The sequence below is a fragment of the Pseudoalteromonas sp. SG45-3 genome (assembly GCF_014164075.1).
GTDB lineage: Bacteria > Pseudomonadota > Gammaproteobacteria > Enterobacterales > Alteromonadaceae > Pseudoalteromonas > Pseudoalteromonas distincta.
In genome coordinates this window covers 1-14,429 of sequence record NZ_JACJEN010000008.1, presented here as the reverse complement: position 1 = coordinate 14,429, position 14,429 = coordinate 1, and the positions used below count along the sequence as shown (strand labels likewise).

At 33.5% G+C, this 14,429-nt stretch carries 13 protein-coding genes, 1 pseudogene and 1 riboswitch; of the genes and pseudogenes, 1 reads left to right on the top strand and 13 read right to left on the bottom strand.

Translation table 11 applies throughout. From position 1 onward, the window contains the following. Positions 1 to 323: 323 nt before the first annotated feature. The 8 genes from H5126_RS11095 to H5126_RS21645 all read right to left on the bottom strand — a co-directional run bounded on the left by H5126_RS11095 (position 324) and on the right by H5126_RS21645 (position 8,299). Positions 324 to 1,025 (bottom strand): VpsP family polysaccharide biosynthesis protein, encoded by a 702-nt coding sequence (locus H5126_RS11095; protein WP_182720394.1) that lies wholly within the window; start codon positions 1,023 to 1,025, stop codon positions 324 to 326. After that, entirely contained in the window at positions 1,018 to 1,746 is a 729-nt protein-coding gene (locus tag H5126_RS11090) for a tyrosine-protein phosphatase (protein WP_182720395.1), read from the bottom strand. The genes H5126_RS11095 and H5126_RS11090 overlap by 8 nt, the downstream gene beginning before the upstream one ends. A 14-nt stretch (positions 1,747 to 1,760) precedes the next feature. After that, positions 1,761 to 3,968, bottom strand: a complete 2,208-nt coding sequence (locus H5126_RS11085) for a polysaccharide biosynthesis tyrosine autokinase (protein WP_182720396.1) — start codon at positions 3,966 to 3,968, stop codon at positions 1,761 to 1,763. A 22-nt stretch (positions 3,969 to 3,990) separates the two neighbouring features. Further along, complete coding sequence (locus tag H5126_RS11080; protein ID WP_182720397.1) at positions 3,991 to 4,509, bottom strand: polysaccharide biosynthesis/export family protein; 519 nt, start codon at positions 4,507 to 4,509, stop codon at positions 3,991 to 3,993. Further along, complete coding sequence (locus H5126_RS11075; RefSeq protein ID WP_182720398.1) at positions 4,509 to 5,723, bottom strand: outer membrane beta-barrel protein; 1,215 nt, start codon at positions 5,721 to 5,723, stop codon at positions 4,509 to 4,511. The genes H5126_RS11080 and H5126_RS11075 overlap by 1 nt, the downstream gene beginning before the upstream one ends. Further along, on the bottom strand, positions 5,707 to 7,110 hold the full coding sequence (locus H5126_RS11070) for an undecaprenyl-phosphate glucose phosphotransferase (protein WP_182758536.1): 1,404 nt from the start codon (positions 7,108 to 7,110) through the stop codon (positions 5,707 to 5,709). Before H5126_RS11070 ends, H5126_RS11075 begins: the two co-directional genes overlap by 17 nt. Positions 7,111 to 7,327: 217 nt before the next feature. Beyond that, positions 7,328 to 7,672, bottom strand: coding sequence for a 3-phosphoshikimate 1-carboxyvinyltransferase (locus tag H5126_RS11065; RefSeq protein WP_404936434.1), 345 nt, complete (start codon positions 7,670 to 7,672; stop codon positions 7,328 to 7,330). A 114-nt stretch (positions 7,673 to 7,786) separates the two neighbouring features. Further along, positions 7,787 to 8,299 carry an acyltransferase gene (locus H5126_RS21645; protein WP_182721520.1) on the bottom strand — a complete coding sequence of 171 codons (513 nt, stop codon included), beginning with the start codon at positions 8,297 to 8,299 and terminating at the stop codon, positions 7,787 to 7,789. A gap of 601 nt (positions 8,300 to 8,900) precedes the next feature. Then, positions 8,901 to 8,988: riboswitch (cyclic di-GMP riboswitch) on the top strand. Between the two features lie 95 nt (positions 8,989 to 9,083). Between H5126_RS21645 and H5126_RS11055 the strand changes: the two genes are divergently transcribed. Further along, positions 9,084 to 10,208: a hypothetical protein gene (locus H5126_RS11055; RefSeq protein ID WP_182721519.1), complete on the top strand. Its 1,125-nt coding sequence runs from the start codon at positions 9,084 to 9,086 to the stop codon at positions 10,206 to 10,208. A 68-nt stretch (positions 10,209 to 10,276) separates the two neighbouring features. Here the strand turns inward: H5126_RS11055 and H5126_RS11050 are convergent, their stop codons facing one another. The 5 genes and pseudogenes from H5126_RS11050 to H5126_RS21380 all read right to left on the bottom strand — a co-directional run. Next, positions 10,277 to 11,050 (bottom strand): glycosyltransferase family 25 protein, encoded by a 774-nt coding sequence (locus tag H5126_RS11050; RefSeq protein ID WP_182721518.1) that lies wholly within the window; start codon positions 11,048 to 11,050, stop codon positions 10,277 to 10,279. Beyond that, positions 11,043 to 11,984, bottom strand: coding sequence for a polysaccharide pyruvyl transferase family protein (locus H5126_RS11045; protein WP_182721517.1), 942 nt, complete (start codon positions 11,982 to 11,984; stop codon positions 11,043 to 11,045). The genes H5126_RS11050 and H5126_RS11045 overlap by 8 nt, the downstream gene beginning before the upstream one ends. Next, positions 11,985 to 13,247, bottom strand: a complete 1,263-nt coding sequence (locus H5126_RS11040) for an oligosaccharide flippase family protein (RefSeq protein ID WP_182758534.1) — start codon at positions 13,245 to 13,247, stop codon at positions 11,985 to 11,987. A gap of 24 nt (positions 13,248 to 13,271) precedes the next feature. Further along, positions 13,272 to 14,135, bottom strand: a complete 864-nt coding sequence (locus H5126_RS11035; protein WP_182758532.1) for a glycosyltransferase family 2 protein — start codon at positions 14,133 to 14,135, stop codon at positions 13,272 to 13,274. Between the two features lie 100 nt (positions 14,136 to 14,235). Next, a pseudogene (locus tag H5126_RS21380) lies at positions 14,236 to 14,429 on the bottom strand (hypothetical protein); the annotation flags it as partial.

Here is a 14,429-nt window from a genome sequence, read left to right as displayed (position 1 = left end):
TCATTTGCTCCTCATTCACTTCTCTTTGTGCAATTGGTTTTTCAGATTTAACTTTAACGTGAACCCGCTTCACGATTATAAGTAAGCACAATTCTCTTGTAGAGATACAAGACGTGCTGCTTGCAGGCGTTTAAAAACAACGAGTTTACCGAAAAAAACATTCACAAAGAGGTTATGAGTCGCTGCGCTTTTAGAGAAGTGATAAATCAATTCGTGAATAGCTTACTTGGTGTCTACTCATTACTCCTCATTCTCTTCTCTTTGAGCAATTGGTTTTTACATTTTACTTTAACGTAAACAAACTTAACGCATTCGAAACCTACCTAGTTACAATGTTTTTTAAACATCCACCTTGTTCTAACGGCTTCAAAGTGGGGGCCAAATTTAAGCGATAGACATAAAATAGGCAAAGCATCAACTTGCTTAGCCACATCAAAAACTTGATAAAATTTATAACCATATTTAACGGCTAAATTTAGTTCAGCAACATACAATGCTTTATACTTTGGAGGGAGTTGCTGCCAGTTCATTAACGCTATTTGAATAATACCAAGCTGCACATCAAACTTGTACGGTCCGAATTTTTTAGCCTGCTGAATATACTCGTATACGCGCACTGTCGGACCTTCTTGGTAACTAACTACTTGTGCCAGTGCAATCCACGTTTCTGACCATGTTTGCCTTAACTCTAATGACTTTAATAGATCTTTTTCTGCTTGCTGGTAAACCAAAAGCTTATTATTATTTTGGTCGATAGTTACAGCTAAATTGAGCATTTTTACATATGCACTTAACTGCCAATAATGAGGCTGTGAAGGGTCTTGGCTTGTTGCATATGTAATTGCCCTGTCTGCAAGCTTTAGCTCTTCGAGAGTAATTGTACTTTCAGGCTGCTTTAAAGTATTAAGTGCATTAAAATACCATGTATTTGCACGCATACTTTGTGAGCTTTGATAACCTATAACTAATGTAATAACTGCAAGCATGACAATTTGTGTGAGGCGGTTTGTATTTATATTAATCATTGAACAACGACTCAGTTAAACGCTTTGGGTTAGTAAAAAATAAATCATGTGCATCATTTTTGCCTATCAACTCGCTCACTATTTGCTTAGCTTTACTCAAAATAGGCGGCCTACGCTTAACTGAATGGGCATCAGATGCAACATAAGTTACTAAACCCTTTTTTAGCATATCTATACTAATATTTTTTGCAGTTTCGCCCCATGCACCTTCAATGCTTGAAGCCGTTAATTGAAACTCACAACCTAATTGTTTTAAACGCTCAATATAAAAAGGATTAGCTTGAATATCGCGATTACGCTCAGGGTGAGGAATAATTACTTTTATATTTTGTTTAGCTAGCCAATTTATAAACTTATCGTAACCTTGGGGTACATGCGAGTGCGGGAGTTCTAATAATAAATGATTTACTGAATTAAGCGTACCAATAAACGGGAGTTTATTACCAAGCACTAAACTCATTAGCTCTACATCAAGCCTAACTTCAGCAGCCACAGCTAGTTTAATACCAATATTATTTACTATTGCCTGTGCTTTTAAATTAGCGAGCTCGCTATACAATTGCGAGGCCGAATTATTAAATCGCCCAATATGTATATGCGGCGTGGCAACCATATGAGTTATTCCATCATTTTGCGCAATAGCTAATAGCGCTAAGGATTCATTTAAATCTTTAGCGCCATCATCAATGCCTGGCAAAATATGAGAATGAATATCAATCATTGATTTGCATTTAACTATGTATTAGGCTGCTCAGGTTTTTGTGAGTAATCGTAATAGTCGTAATAACCATGGCTATGCTGGTCTTTACTTTTACTCATATCCACTTGGTTAAGGACAATACCTGCAACATGCGCTTTAGATTCAAACAAACGTTCAATACCTGCTTTAATAGGTTTAATTCGCGTAATATCCGACTTAACAACATAAATTACCGAGTCTGTACTTTGAGCAATAACTAACGCATCACTCACAGCTTGTGTTGGTGGTGTATCAATAATTATATGGTCATATTCAGATTTCAAACCCTCAATTACTTGATTAAAGCGCACGTTAGATAAAAGCTCTAACGGATTACTAGGAATTTGGCCACTGGGCATGATTGCTACACCTGACTGCACATCAACATGTACACATTCACTTAACTGCTCCGTGCCTACGATTAAATTACTTAACCCTGGGTGAAATACAGGAATATCAAAGCGCTTTGCAATACTTGGTTTTCGTAAATCTGCATCAACTAATAATACTTTACCCATTTGTGCAAGCGACATAGCTAAGTTAGCAGAGGTCGTTGTTTTACCCTCACCCGGAGAGCTTGATGTAACTGCAATTACTTTATGATTACGATCTAACTGAGTTAATAACAAGCTTGTTCTGAACGTACGTACTGATTCAGCAAAACGCCTATAATTATCATCAAGATAGGCGTGAATCGGAAAAACACTATTTTTAGGTATTTTTACATGTGGTAAAAGCCCAAGCATACGCTGCGCTAACTTACTTTCAACATCGTTTTTAGTTTTAACTGTATCGTTAAGCGCATCAAATATAAAGCTCATAACTACTGCAAAACCAAAGCTAGCGATAAAAGCTAAAATAATAATAAGCTTTTTATTTGGTTTTGCTGGTTTGTTTGGTGCATAGGCACGATCAGTAAAACGTGCAGCAGCAGAGGTAAAATCGCTTGTTACTTCTGTTTCTTTAGAGCGAGATAAAAACGTATTAAATATATTGCGATTAGTCTCAACTTCGCGTTTTAGTTGGTTATATTGTGTTTCTTTTCGGGTAATATCTTGGTACTCAGCACGTATTTTAACTAAATCGCGTTCAAGCGCACTAACTGTACGGGTAATACGGTTTAGCTCTTTTTCAATACCGGTAATAAGGCCCTTAATTTGCTTATTTAAATTATTTTTTACCGTTGCAAGCTCAGCTTGAGCGGAGATCATGCGAGGGTGTTTAGGGCCATAAACCTCACCTAAGTCACTTAATTTACGCTCAACTAGTATCACCTCACGCTTAACATCCTGTATTACTTTATGCGAAGTAATTTCCGGCATACTGCCTAAAAGCTCTAAGTTATTATTTCCATACTCACTTATTACACGATTAATACTTTCAAGATTGTTTTTTTCATTACGTGCAACAATTAACTGCTGGGATATTTGCTCAAGCTCTTGTGTAGCAAGCCCTGCTATACCTTCAATATCAACTAATTTTTGCTGTTCTCGGTAAGCTTGTAAGCGCACTTCTGAGTCATCAAGCTGAATTCGCAATTGCGATAAGCGTGTATTTAACCAACTAGAAGCTTGTTGAGTAATCCCCATTTTTGCACGCATTTGGCTATCTATATAAACTTCACCAACGGTGTTAGCTACAAGCGCTGCTAATTTAGGATCGCTTGACTCGAAACTTACTTGCACTAGTTGAGTATTTCGAATAGGTGAGACTGAAAGGCGCAATTTAAATGCAGCTAGTAAGCCTAGCATTTCACGTTCAGCTTGTTCTTCAGGAGAATATACAGTTTCGTCTTTTTTATTTAAGAAAGGGAATTGGTCTTTTATCGCTATTTTAAGCCCACTTAACACAGACGGTTTAGCAATAAAATCTATATGATCTTTTAAATTAAGTTTGGTAATTACTTCGCGTGCAATACTGTCAGATTTAATCACCTCAAACTGAGTAAGGTAATACTCCTTTTTAGTAGAGTCTAACCCGTATATTTCTTGAAAGCTTACAGCCTTAGTTTGCTCTGCTTCTATCAGTAAAGTTGCGGTAGCTACATATTTAGATACCAACGTTAAAGCAACCATAATAGTTAGTAAAGTAATAACTGTTGCAAAACCCAGGATACGCCATTTGGATCGTTTAATCACATTAAGGTATGCACCTAAATCGATAATTTCATTATTATCAGTTAAAGTTTCATTTATTTGATTCATTAATTACTGCCTTGTAAACTGCTTAAAACAAGCGTTGTTCTATTTTTATGGTATCGCCCGCTGCAATTTGGCTATTTAAATTACCTTTTTGTTGCTGCCGTTTGGTTTGTTCTTTAAATATGTATATTTTGTCGATCGAGGCTCGCTCAGTTAATCCACCGGCTAGTGCAATAGCTTGATTAACTGTCATCGCGGGTTGGTAAGGGTAAGCACCTGGAGTTTTTACCTCTCCATGTATATAAAACGGCCTGTATTCTACCACCTGCACATAAATATTTGGATTCACCAAATAATCAGGTTTTAAACCTTCTGTAATAACTTGCTCAACCTCAGAGGTATTTAAGCCTGCAAGTTTCACTTTACCTAAAAACGGGTAATTAACTTCCCCACTATTACCTAAAAGTGCAGTTACTTCTAAATCAGGTTGACCAAATACCTTTATTTCAACCTTATCGCCAGCACCTAAAATATAACTTTGTGCTGTTTGTGCAAAACAAACGCTGCTTAAAACTAGCAGCGTTAAACTAAAAATAAACTTCATTAATTAGCCTTTAAAGCGAATGTAAAATTAACACCTACAATAACGCGGTCAAACTCTATTGCGCTTTGAGTAGAATCTTTATCAATAAAGTCTACATAGGTAGATACCATACCAAACTTACTTGCAACGTAATTTAAACCTAAACGCGCACTTTTGGTTTTATCTTTACGACCAACATCTCCAGTGTATTGCTCATCAATATAATCAATACCAGCAAGTGAGCTTAAATAGTCGCTCCATTTATGAGTCCAATTAACACCATAAGAACTTTCCTTAATGTAATCGCCTTGAACTAATGGGTCTTTAGCTGAGCGGCTAGTTATGAATTGTACTGTAGAATAACTAAGAGGTTGCCAGTTTACACCGGCTTTCCAGCTTAAACCGCTAAAGCTTTCACGCTCATTAGCGCTAAAATCTTTATTTTGATAACCTAACTTAAACGAGCCAGATGTAACCGCGGTTGCTTCCCACTCCATACCTATTAATATTTTCACGTCGTCACTATCACGTGAAATACCGTTAGCTTGTATAAAATCGTAACGGTAGTTTTCTTGCTTAACCTCTAAAAAAGTACGGGTAGATGCTTGAGTATTATAGTAACCAGTCACACCAATTAACGATTTATCGTAATCACGGTATTGCGATATTTCTCTAAAATTTTGATACTTTTTATTAAAAAAACCGGCATTAAAAGCGACTTGGGCTTTTGAGCTTTGTGCACCGTATTCGTAGTGCAATAAAACGTTTTGTTGCTGATACTTAACAAGCTCGTTTACTGCATCGCCCAAGCCTTCAGTTAAACCACTACCACGCGGCTCGTAAAGCCAATCGGCGTGACCGTTAATATCTAAACGATGTTGGCTGGTAAATTCTTTATGCGCACCAGCACCAATATTTACTTGAGTGAAATTGTCAGCGGTATCTTTATTATGTAACGAGCTACTTGAACGCAAATCAAGATTATAGCTGTCTGGGCCATCTTCAATCGCCGCTTTTATATTAGGAGTAATAGTCCAGATTAATCGCGACTCTTCGTTTTCTGGTGTGCTAAAAAAGTTGTTGTTACTACTAATACCTGTTTGTAAAGTAGGTGTAATTTCAGCACCGTCTTTAGTGATAACACTACCAGGCTTTAAGTTAGCTGCTACAGGTGTAGCCACAACCACAGTTAAAAAAGCACTTAATGAAACTAGTTTTTTAGTATGCATTTGCATTTTTAAATCCCTTAAAAATTGTTATAAAAATAATTTTAACATCAAACCATAAAGACCAGTGTTTAATATAATGTAAATCAAATTCCACACGCTTTTCCATTTTGTCAAGAGTGTCGGTTTCTCCGCGCCAGCCATTAATTTGAGCCCAACCTGTGATGCCAGGCTTAGCTTTATGCCGTAACATGTAAAATTCTACCTTTTTACGGTATTCCTCATTATGGGCAACAGCATGGGGCCGAGGCCCTACAATCGACATATCACCTTTTAAAACATTTATAAATTGCGGTAATTCGTCAAGGCTTGTTCGGCGTAAAAAGCCACCTAACGGTGTTATACGTACATCATTTTTAGTGGCTTGTGTTACAACTGAACTATTTTCGATAACACTCATTGAGCGGAATTTCCATACTTTAATTTTACGCCCATCTAATCCGTACCTGTCTTGTTTAAATATTACAGGCCCTTTAGAAGTAAATTTAACAGCAAATGCAATGGCAATTAAAATAGGAGATATCAGCATTAAAATAATAGAGGCAACAATTATATCTTCAGTGCGCTTAATAAACTCACGAGCACCTATAAATGGGGACTCAAATACACTTAACGTGTCAACATCACCCACATGCTCTATGCGCGCATGTATTAAATTCGATATTAAAAAGTCAGGGATAATATGTACATCAACCGTGGTGTCACCTAATTGGCGTAAAATATCAGCTATACGTTTATCAGCTTTCATAGGTAAAGCAATATACAAGACGCTAATTTCACCATTACGAGCCGCATCAACCGCATTTTGTATTCGCCCTGCCACATCGTGCTTAGTAGAATTTTCAAAAAGGCGCTCTGGCTGTCTATCGTCAAAAAAACCTAAAAATTTAAAACCAAGTTCATCATTTTTAGTTATTTCATTGTATAAATTGACTGCTGATTCTGTAGCTCCAACTATTGCAACATTCCGTAAATTTAAACCTAGCTTTCTTCTATTTCTTTTAAATAAATATACACTTAAGCGCCAAGTATACAAAAAAACAATACTAAGTAAAAACCATAAACCCAAACCAATTCGAGAGAGTGACTCTGTAAATTTAAAAGTAAAAGATATAAGGAGTAAAACAGAAAAGGCAACAAATAAAGCTCCCCAAGCACAAAGTACCATGGTCCTAAATTTACCTGCTCGCCATGAACGATAAGCTGAGAATATTTCAGCGCAATATAAAAAACTCAAAGCAACGGTTAAAACCGAAACCATATAAATAGGTGTGAGTTCAAAGTTATAAAATAAAGCAGAACATTGAAAGGCTAAAAATAATGCAAAAATATCGAACAAACGATAAAAGTTCGCATCAGACGAACCATTGGGCTTAAACGTCCTTGAAGATGTCATACTATCGTATCCCTATAGATATCTTAAAAAGTGAATCAGCTCCACAAAACTGTGCAACAAATATTACAGCATCATACTAAAGTATTCAATATTGTAAGTGCGATATAAAGAGTAATATAAGGATAATACTATGTAAAAAATATAACTTGCTATTAAATGCGCATGAAAAAACAAATATAAACATACATAAACATACATAAACACAGTATTTGCTATTTTATTCCCCCTTAAACCAAGACCATACCCCAAAAGAATAACTATTAAATATATCGATACCTAGCGCAGATTTTATCAAATATATAACTACTAGAAAAACTGTAATTACAAATAAACTAAATATAGATATTGTAATAACTTGTGATAATGCAGCTATTTTTTGTTCTTGCTCGCTAAGTTCCCGCCTATTTCTACCTGCTAATAAAACAAAATAATACCTATATTTAAAAAATCTAATTACACCTCTGCTATCTATTGCATGTTTGCCCCACTGCCTTGCACCAATAGCAACTTTTAGATGAACCAACTGATCGTCAGAAAAGCTGGATTGCACATGTTCTGGCATCCGCTCTAACAAATTTACAATCGCAGGATCTTTTTTTATATCAGCCAAAAATCACCATAAACTACCCTTTTAGTGCCAAAACAGAGGCTATAAGTTCTTTTTAAAAAATATTCATCATTTATAAAAACGCTGCAAGTATCCTTTTTTTCCACTTAGATTTTTAGTATTTAAATTGCTAGCTAAAGACGAATTTTTATAATCCGAGAACGACTTTATAAATTTAGCTGGTACACCGGCATAAACTCCATTAGATTCTAAATTTTTAGTTACAACTGATCCGGCACCAATAACAACATTATCGCCAACATTTACACCTGGCATAATTATACATTGGCTGCCAATAAAAACGTTATTACCGATACAAATTGGTTTTACAACATCTATTGTTGGAAATTCATCTCTAAGCACCCATACTCCACCATCATGATTAACAAAATAGCTAGATGTTATGCTGACGTGGTCACCTATTTTAATGAGATATGGCTCTGACCCAAAGTCAATATTGCCAATAAATCTGCAATCAGTCCCTACTTGCCCACCTAGCTTCCTTAAAAGAGCAACTTTCCCGAACAAGGTAGAATAAATTATATTTCTTATTTTTTGATAAAGTTTAATTAGTTTTCTCATTACTAAACAGTCTCATTGGTTTTATCTAATAATTACAACTCTGGTTACTTATGAAATATAAAGTAGCTTATATAAGCGTGCATAAATAAGTTACAAACCACATTCAGATTTACAAAATAATAAGTTGCTGGTTGTTAAATTTTAACAGAATTATGGATAAACTTAGGTGTATATAGACAAAAAGAAAAGAAATGGAGGGCAAAGAATATTTTTAAGTAATTACTTTCACTAAAATATAAAAAAAACATATCCACTCCTTGAAATAGTAAACCAAATTCCCATTGCATAATAATATAACAACGCCCCCCTACATACAATCTTTGCCATTTAAAATTTACAAATTTCATTGTCATTCTTTCAGATGATTCTATAACTAATAATAGATAACTTTGGGAAGCTATAAATCTAAGGCATATAATATTACAAATAAGAAAGCTTAATTACAAACCTGTTTACCCTCCTAATTTTACTTTAAAGAGTATTAAATACAATTGCATATCCGATATATTTGGTAAAAATAGTGTTATAAAAACATTTTCAACCTCAACCTGTTCAAAATTTAAGCTTTACTTTTTTATAAAAACAGTTATATTAACCTCGAAAGTGATAATGGCAAACTTGGTGAAAATCAAGGACGCAAAGCTTCCGGCCTAATGTAATATATTTACTATGGTAGCGGGGCTACCGCATAGATATTAGTTATGATTCAATAGCTATTCCTACGTTTACCTATTCATTTATCAACTCCATTAAATTTGAATACTAACGTTACAAGGTAATAGTTATGAAAAAAATATTTATTCTCCCGATCCTCTCTTTATTTGTCACAAACCTTCAAGCCGAAACAGCATATATTAGCTCTGATGGCTCTGGGAGTGGTTACTCAGAAAGTAACCCAGCTTCTATATTTCGGCTAAATACCTTATTAAATGATACTTCAATTGATGTTATAGAATTACAAGCAGGTACTTATAAGCAAGATGATGCTCTATTTATTAATACAGGGAACCACCCTGTAGAAGTTATTGGTACTGAACGAGTTGTCTTTACTAGCGATTTTAACTATTACTCCGGTGGTAATTCCGGCTTTGTAATAGCTAGAAGTAATCTTACATTTAAAAATATAGCTTTTTTAAATACTCGACATTGTTTCCGCTTCAAAAATAACGAAGTTTCCAACATAGTTATAGATGATATCTCTGCAAATAATACAATGAGCTGTATTGAAATTGATTATAATGCAACAGAAAGTATTTCTAATATCTCTATAAATAAACTAAAAAGTTTAGGCTATTATAAGGCGGGCATCCGAATTAATGGACAAAATACAAAAAACATAAATATTACTAATTCAATTATCGATGGTTTAGCTATGTCTAGTGATCTAGAAAGATCTTGCTATATCACAGGTGTAAGTATTAGCGGACCAGTTAGTGATATATTAATCGATAACTTGTCAATCAGTAATAATATAGGACGAATTGAAAATTGTGGTAGCTATCAACAAGGTGACGGTATCATGATAAATGCTGATGCTAAGGATATACTTATAAAAAACACAATAATATCTAATAGTAAAGATGCAGATCTAGATATTAAAGGTCAGAATGTTACATTAGAACGAATAACATCAAGTGGTGGAAAAGAGGCGCGGTATAATCTTAAATTATGGAATAATGAATTTACTTGCACTGAATGTTATATCAATCCTGCAAACGAGTCTGCAATTCAAGCAATAAACGCTCAGGTTAAAATGGTAAATTCAACAATTAAAGTTGATGAAACCAGTAGGTTGTGTGACATGAGAAATTATTCTATAGATAACGCAAGTGTTGACTTCTATAGTTCAAAGTTTTCTTATTATGGTAATTTATCTTTTAAACCTAGCCAACTTTCTAGTTGCGAATAAATTTTAGATTTATTATAGCCGTTCTATCAAGATGATAGGACGGCTACTCGTAGGCAACAAAAATTAATTTAAAATTTCAAGCGCTTTGGAAGTTTTTTTAACCAAAATAAGATTTTTATCTTCTTCAAACGATTTTTAATAGTTTTAAAAAAATTTTTTTTATTATCCAAGATGTTGTCTCTGTCACTACTAATACAACTCATTGCTTTATACTTCTCATTGAGAGAAACCACTCGTGGAACAATACCATAAGTATTCAGATATAAAGATGCACCTGTATAATGATCTATAGGTTTATATATATTAGATAAGATTTCTACTAATTTTTTAGCACCCTGGATATTAATCATATACCCATGTGTTCCAAAAGCTAGTTCTGTTAATTTAACAGCTTTGAGATTTTTACTAACTTTATGTTTCCCCCAAAAACTAGAATAAGTTAACCTTTCAGAAGCTGTTTCCGAGTAATAACCTAAAAGCATTAGCTCCCATTTATCTGGAAAATTATCCACTTGGTTAACCAAAGTCTTAAAGCTCTCTGATAGTTCTACATCATCTTCCAATACAATTGCAATCTGAATGTTTTTTTCAATCATACTTTTATAAATATTTAAATGACTCAGTGCACAGCCTAATTCTGGTAAAGTAAGTTTTCTGCCAAAATCAGATATACCTTTAACATCATCATAATGGTGCGTAATCTCTTCTCGACTAAGGTTTTTACCTAAAACAGCATCAGTAAAAGTTAAATCTAAGTTTCTTTTTTTAGCTAAAGCTACCATATGTTGTCGTTTTTCAACATCGCGCTCTAAGTTAACTACGAAAATTGGTAGACTACTCACTCGGGCTTACCTCTATATAAGGATACTCAAATAACCATGCCTTATAATAATTTGTATTTTTTCCGTATGAGTTATCTTTTAAAAATATTTCTTTACCAAGCAAACAAGATAAAATTAGACCATGAAGACGATCAGTATGTACCAAAGTATGAGATGAAAAATACTGAATTGAGCGAAAAATTATTGCATCTGATAATTTAGACCACATTTTATGAGCTCTAGGTCTTAAGTACTTTAACTTTATCATTTTGAAATACATTGTTTGTATAAAGTAGTCAGTTGGGGTAATTATATTAACCCAGTCAAAACCCACCTTGTTTAGACTTTTATTGCCACCATTACTTTCTTTATCAACGCGAATTAAATTAAGAATTTTAGGTGGAACTATATTTGATGGGCCAACTTCCAATTGGTCAACTAACGGATGGAGGCTATGCGCCATGTCTGGCATTTTGTATACATTATTTGAAAACTGATTTGCTATTTCAAAGCTTTTTTCATCCCTTACAAAAAAATGAAAGTCGGGATGACTTTTAAATAAAACAGATGATCTTATTAATTCATCTTGAGAATTATAATGAATTGATTGTGGGAGGCAAATTATACGTTTATGAGAAAAATCTTTTATTACTTTCTCTCTCAATTTTTGGTGCAAAGGATATAAATCTCCGAAATTCCCTCCCCCGTGAAAGAGTATAACATCTGCCTGTTCTAACTTTTTAAAATCAATTGCCAGTGTGCCTGCTTCATAAACAATATTTATATTGTAATCAGAAAAAAACTTATCAGTCCCTTTATATATCAATAAGTCACCAACATTAAAATGAGTAGGAATGTCAATATAAGCAGTTTTTTTATTTTCAATTAACTTCGCGATATCCTTGTGTTTTTCCTTTAAAGAGTTCATACACTCTAACCAGCTTGTTTGATGCATTTATTTTCCTAAAAATGTTTTATAAATAAAAGAGTAATCTTTTTTATCTGCAATAAATGAAGGTCTGGCCTCGTTAAATACCTTTGGATAGATAAATAGCGTAATAACTAGGCGCAGACTTGATGCTAACAACATTGAACATGCTAATATTACGCTTATTTCAAAAGGTGGTAGATACACAAATAAAAGAAGAAAAGGCAATATAGAAAACAACTGCCTAATTAGTATCAATCCAGGCTTACCAGCCGCAGTAAAACGTTGTGCTAAAATCCAACCCATGCCTGAAATAATACATTCAAATATCAGAATTTGAAAAGGTAAGATTGAAGAGACATACTGCTCCCCAAATATAATAGGGATAAATAACTCACCCACTATTGCAGCCAAAATTCCTAGTAATAACATCGGTAAAAATATAAGAGAGAAAACTCGACTTGTAGTTTTAGCTAACCCTTCTTCATTTGCCCCAGCGTATTTACCAAAAATCACATTAGATAATGTTTGCGGTATAATTCCAATTAGTCTAGATGTATTAAATGCGACGATATAGATCCCAAAATCAATAGATCCTCCTTTAATTAAGAGAAAAACCTTGTCGAAGTTTGCTACAAAAATTCCTAACAATGACGTGCCATAGTTTTTCAATCCATAACTAATCATAAATTGCCAATTAATATTAAAATTTATTGGGTAATTCAATATTTCTTTTTTTATTACATAACTAAAAACGACTAAAAGACTAAATATGGAGCTTACTAAGGCAACAATAACCGCTTTTTCAGTAGTCAATTTCACATCACTAAGGAGTAACAAAATTAATAATATAGGTGTAACTACTGCATACACTAGTTGTTTAATATTATAAGTAATTAAGCTTGGTTCTAATCGAGTAATATCCGTAAAAAATGTTAATACAGTAGTAAGTAGCAGCAATGAAAAAATAGCATAGGAGCTTTCATATAAACCTAGATTAGCTGATGTAAAATAAAATAAAGTACTACTAAAAGCAGTAATTAATAAAACAGAGGTAAATATAAATATATTAAGTCCTGTATCAGAGTATAGCTTCCGCTTACAATAAATATAACTTTGCCCTAGTCCGAACTGTGAAAAGGATGATAATAAGGTAACAATAAAAATTATTGTTCCAAAAACGCCTCTCATCTCGGGGCCTAAAGCTCTTGCTAAAATTGCACTACTAATGAAGTTAAATACAATGACAATAATCGATACAAGTAAAGATCCTAATACAACTTTGAGCACCTAATCATCCCTAACTATTTTTACTTAATGTGTGTTTTTTTCAGAATTCAATATTTTTTTCAACATACCATTGACTAAAACTTTAAATGTAGTAGGAAAACCAGCTACACGAATACACTCGTAAATCCAGCCGATCTTGTTATCTTTTAACCATATGTAAGATAAATAAACTTTAGCCACACGCAGTTTAAAATTGTACTCTCCTAACCACTCCCGATGCTTTATTGAAGATAAACAATATCTATGAGCCTCAGAAATTTTTAGTTTTTTTGCGTTAGTGGTAATACTTTCATGCCCTTTTCGATATAAATATAACGGCTCGCTATTGTAATAAACGTTTCCGTGGTTCATTAAACGGATAAATATATCCCAATCTTCACCTAATGTAAGACTTTCATCAAAAAGTTCTTTACGAAGTATATTACTTTTTGCAAATAAACCTGTTGTACCACATAAAACAGCTCTTTCTTTAAGATCAATTGGCTCCAAAATTTTACTTTCAATTACTTTTTCTACATATCCTGTCTCTAGCGTTTTGTATGAGCATAGTACTGCAGAAACGTTAGCCTTACTTGTATCGTTTAAATTTGATTCGATTCGCGTAGGAAGGTATTCATCATCATCATCTAAAAATGATATCCAGTCCCCTGTAGCCATTTTTATACCGACATTTCTAGAATGACTAACGCCCTTGTTCTCTGCTTTTTTTATGTAAATAATATTTTGCTCAGAGAAACAATTGATTACAGGTTGCAAATCAATTTTAGAGTAGTCATCCACTACAATAATTTCAAATGCAGGCACTGTTTGTTTAATCACGCTTTCTAAGGCTTTCCTTAAAAAGTCAGGTCTATTATAAGCAGCTATAACCACACTAACTTTTTCCATTTGATCTCATCCAAAATTGACATTAAAAATTATAATTAAATTTAATTATAATACACACTTATAAAGTAAATTAATAGTTTAAAAATCTCTTATAAAAACATTATTTTTCAACATTCTTTTTTGTATGAAAATAAGATAATGCAAATATAAAAGCAAATAGGTATATTCCTTCTACTGCCCATAGTGGCATTGTTGAATTAGCCATTATAAAAAAACCGAAAAGGTTACTAGCCATTATTATTTTTATTTTTAAATCATTAGCTTTAAGCGTCAATAAAAATGTTCTTAAAAATA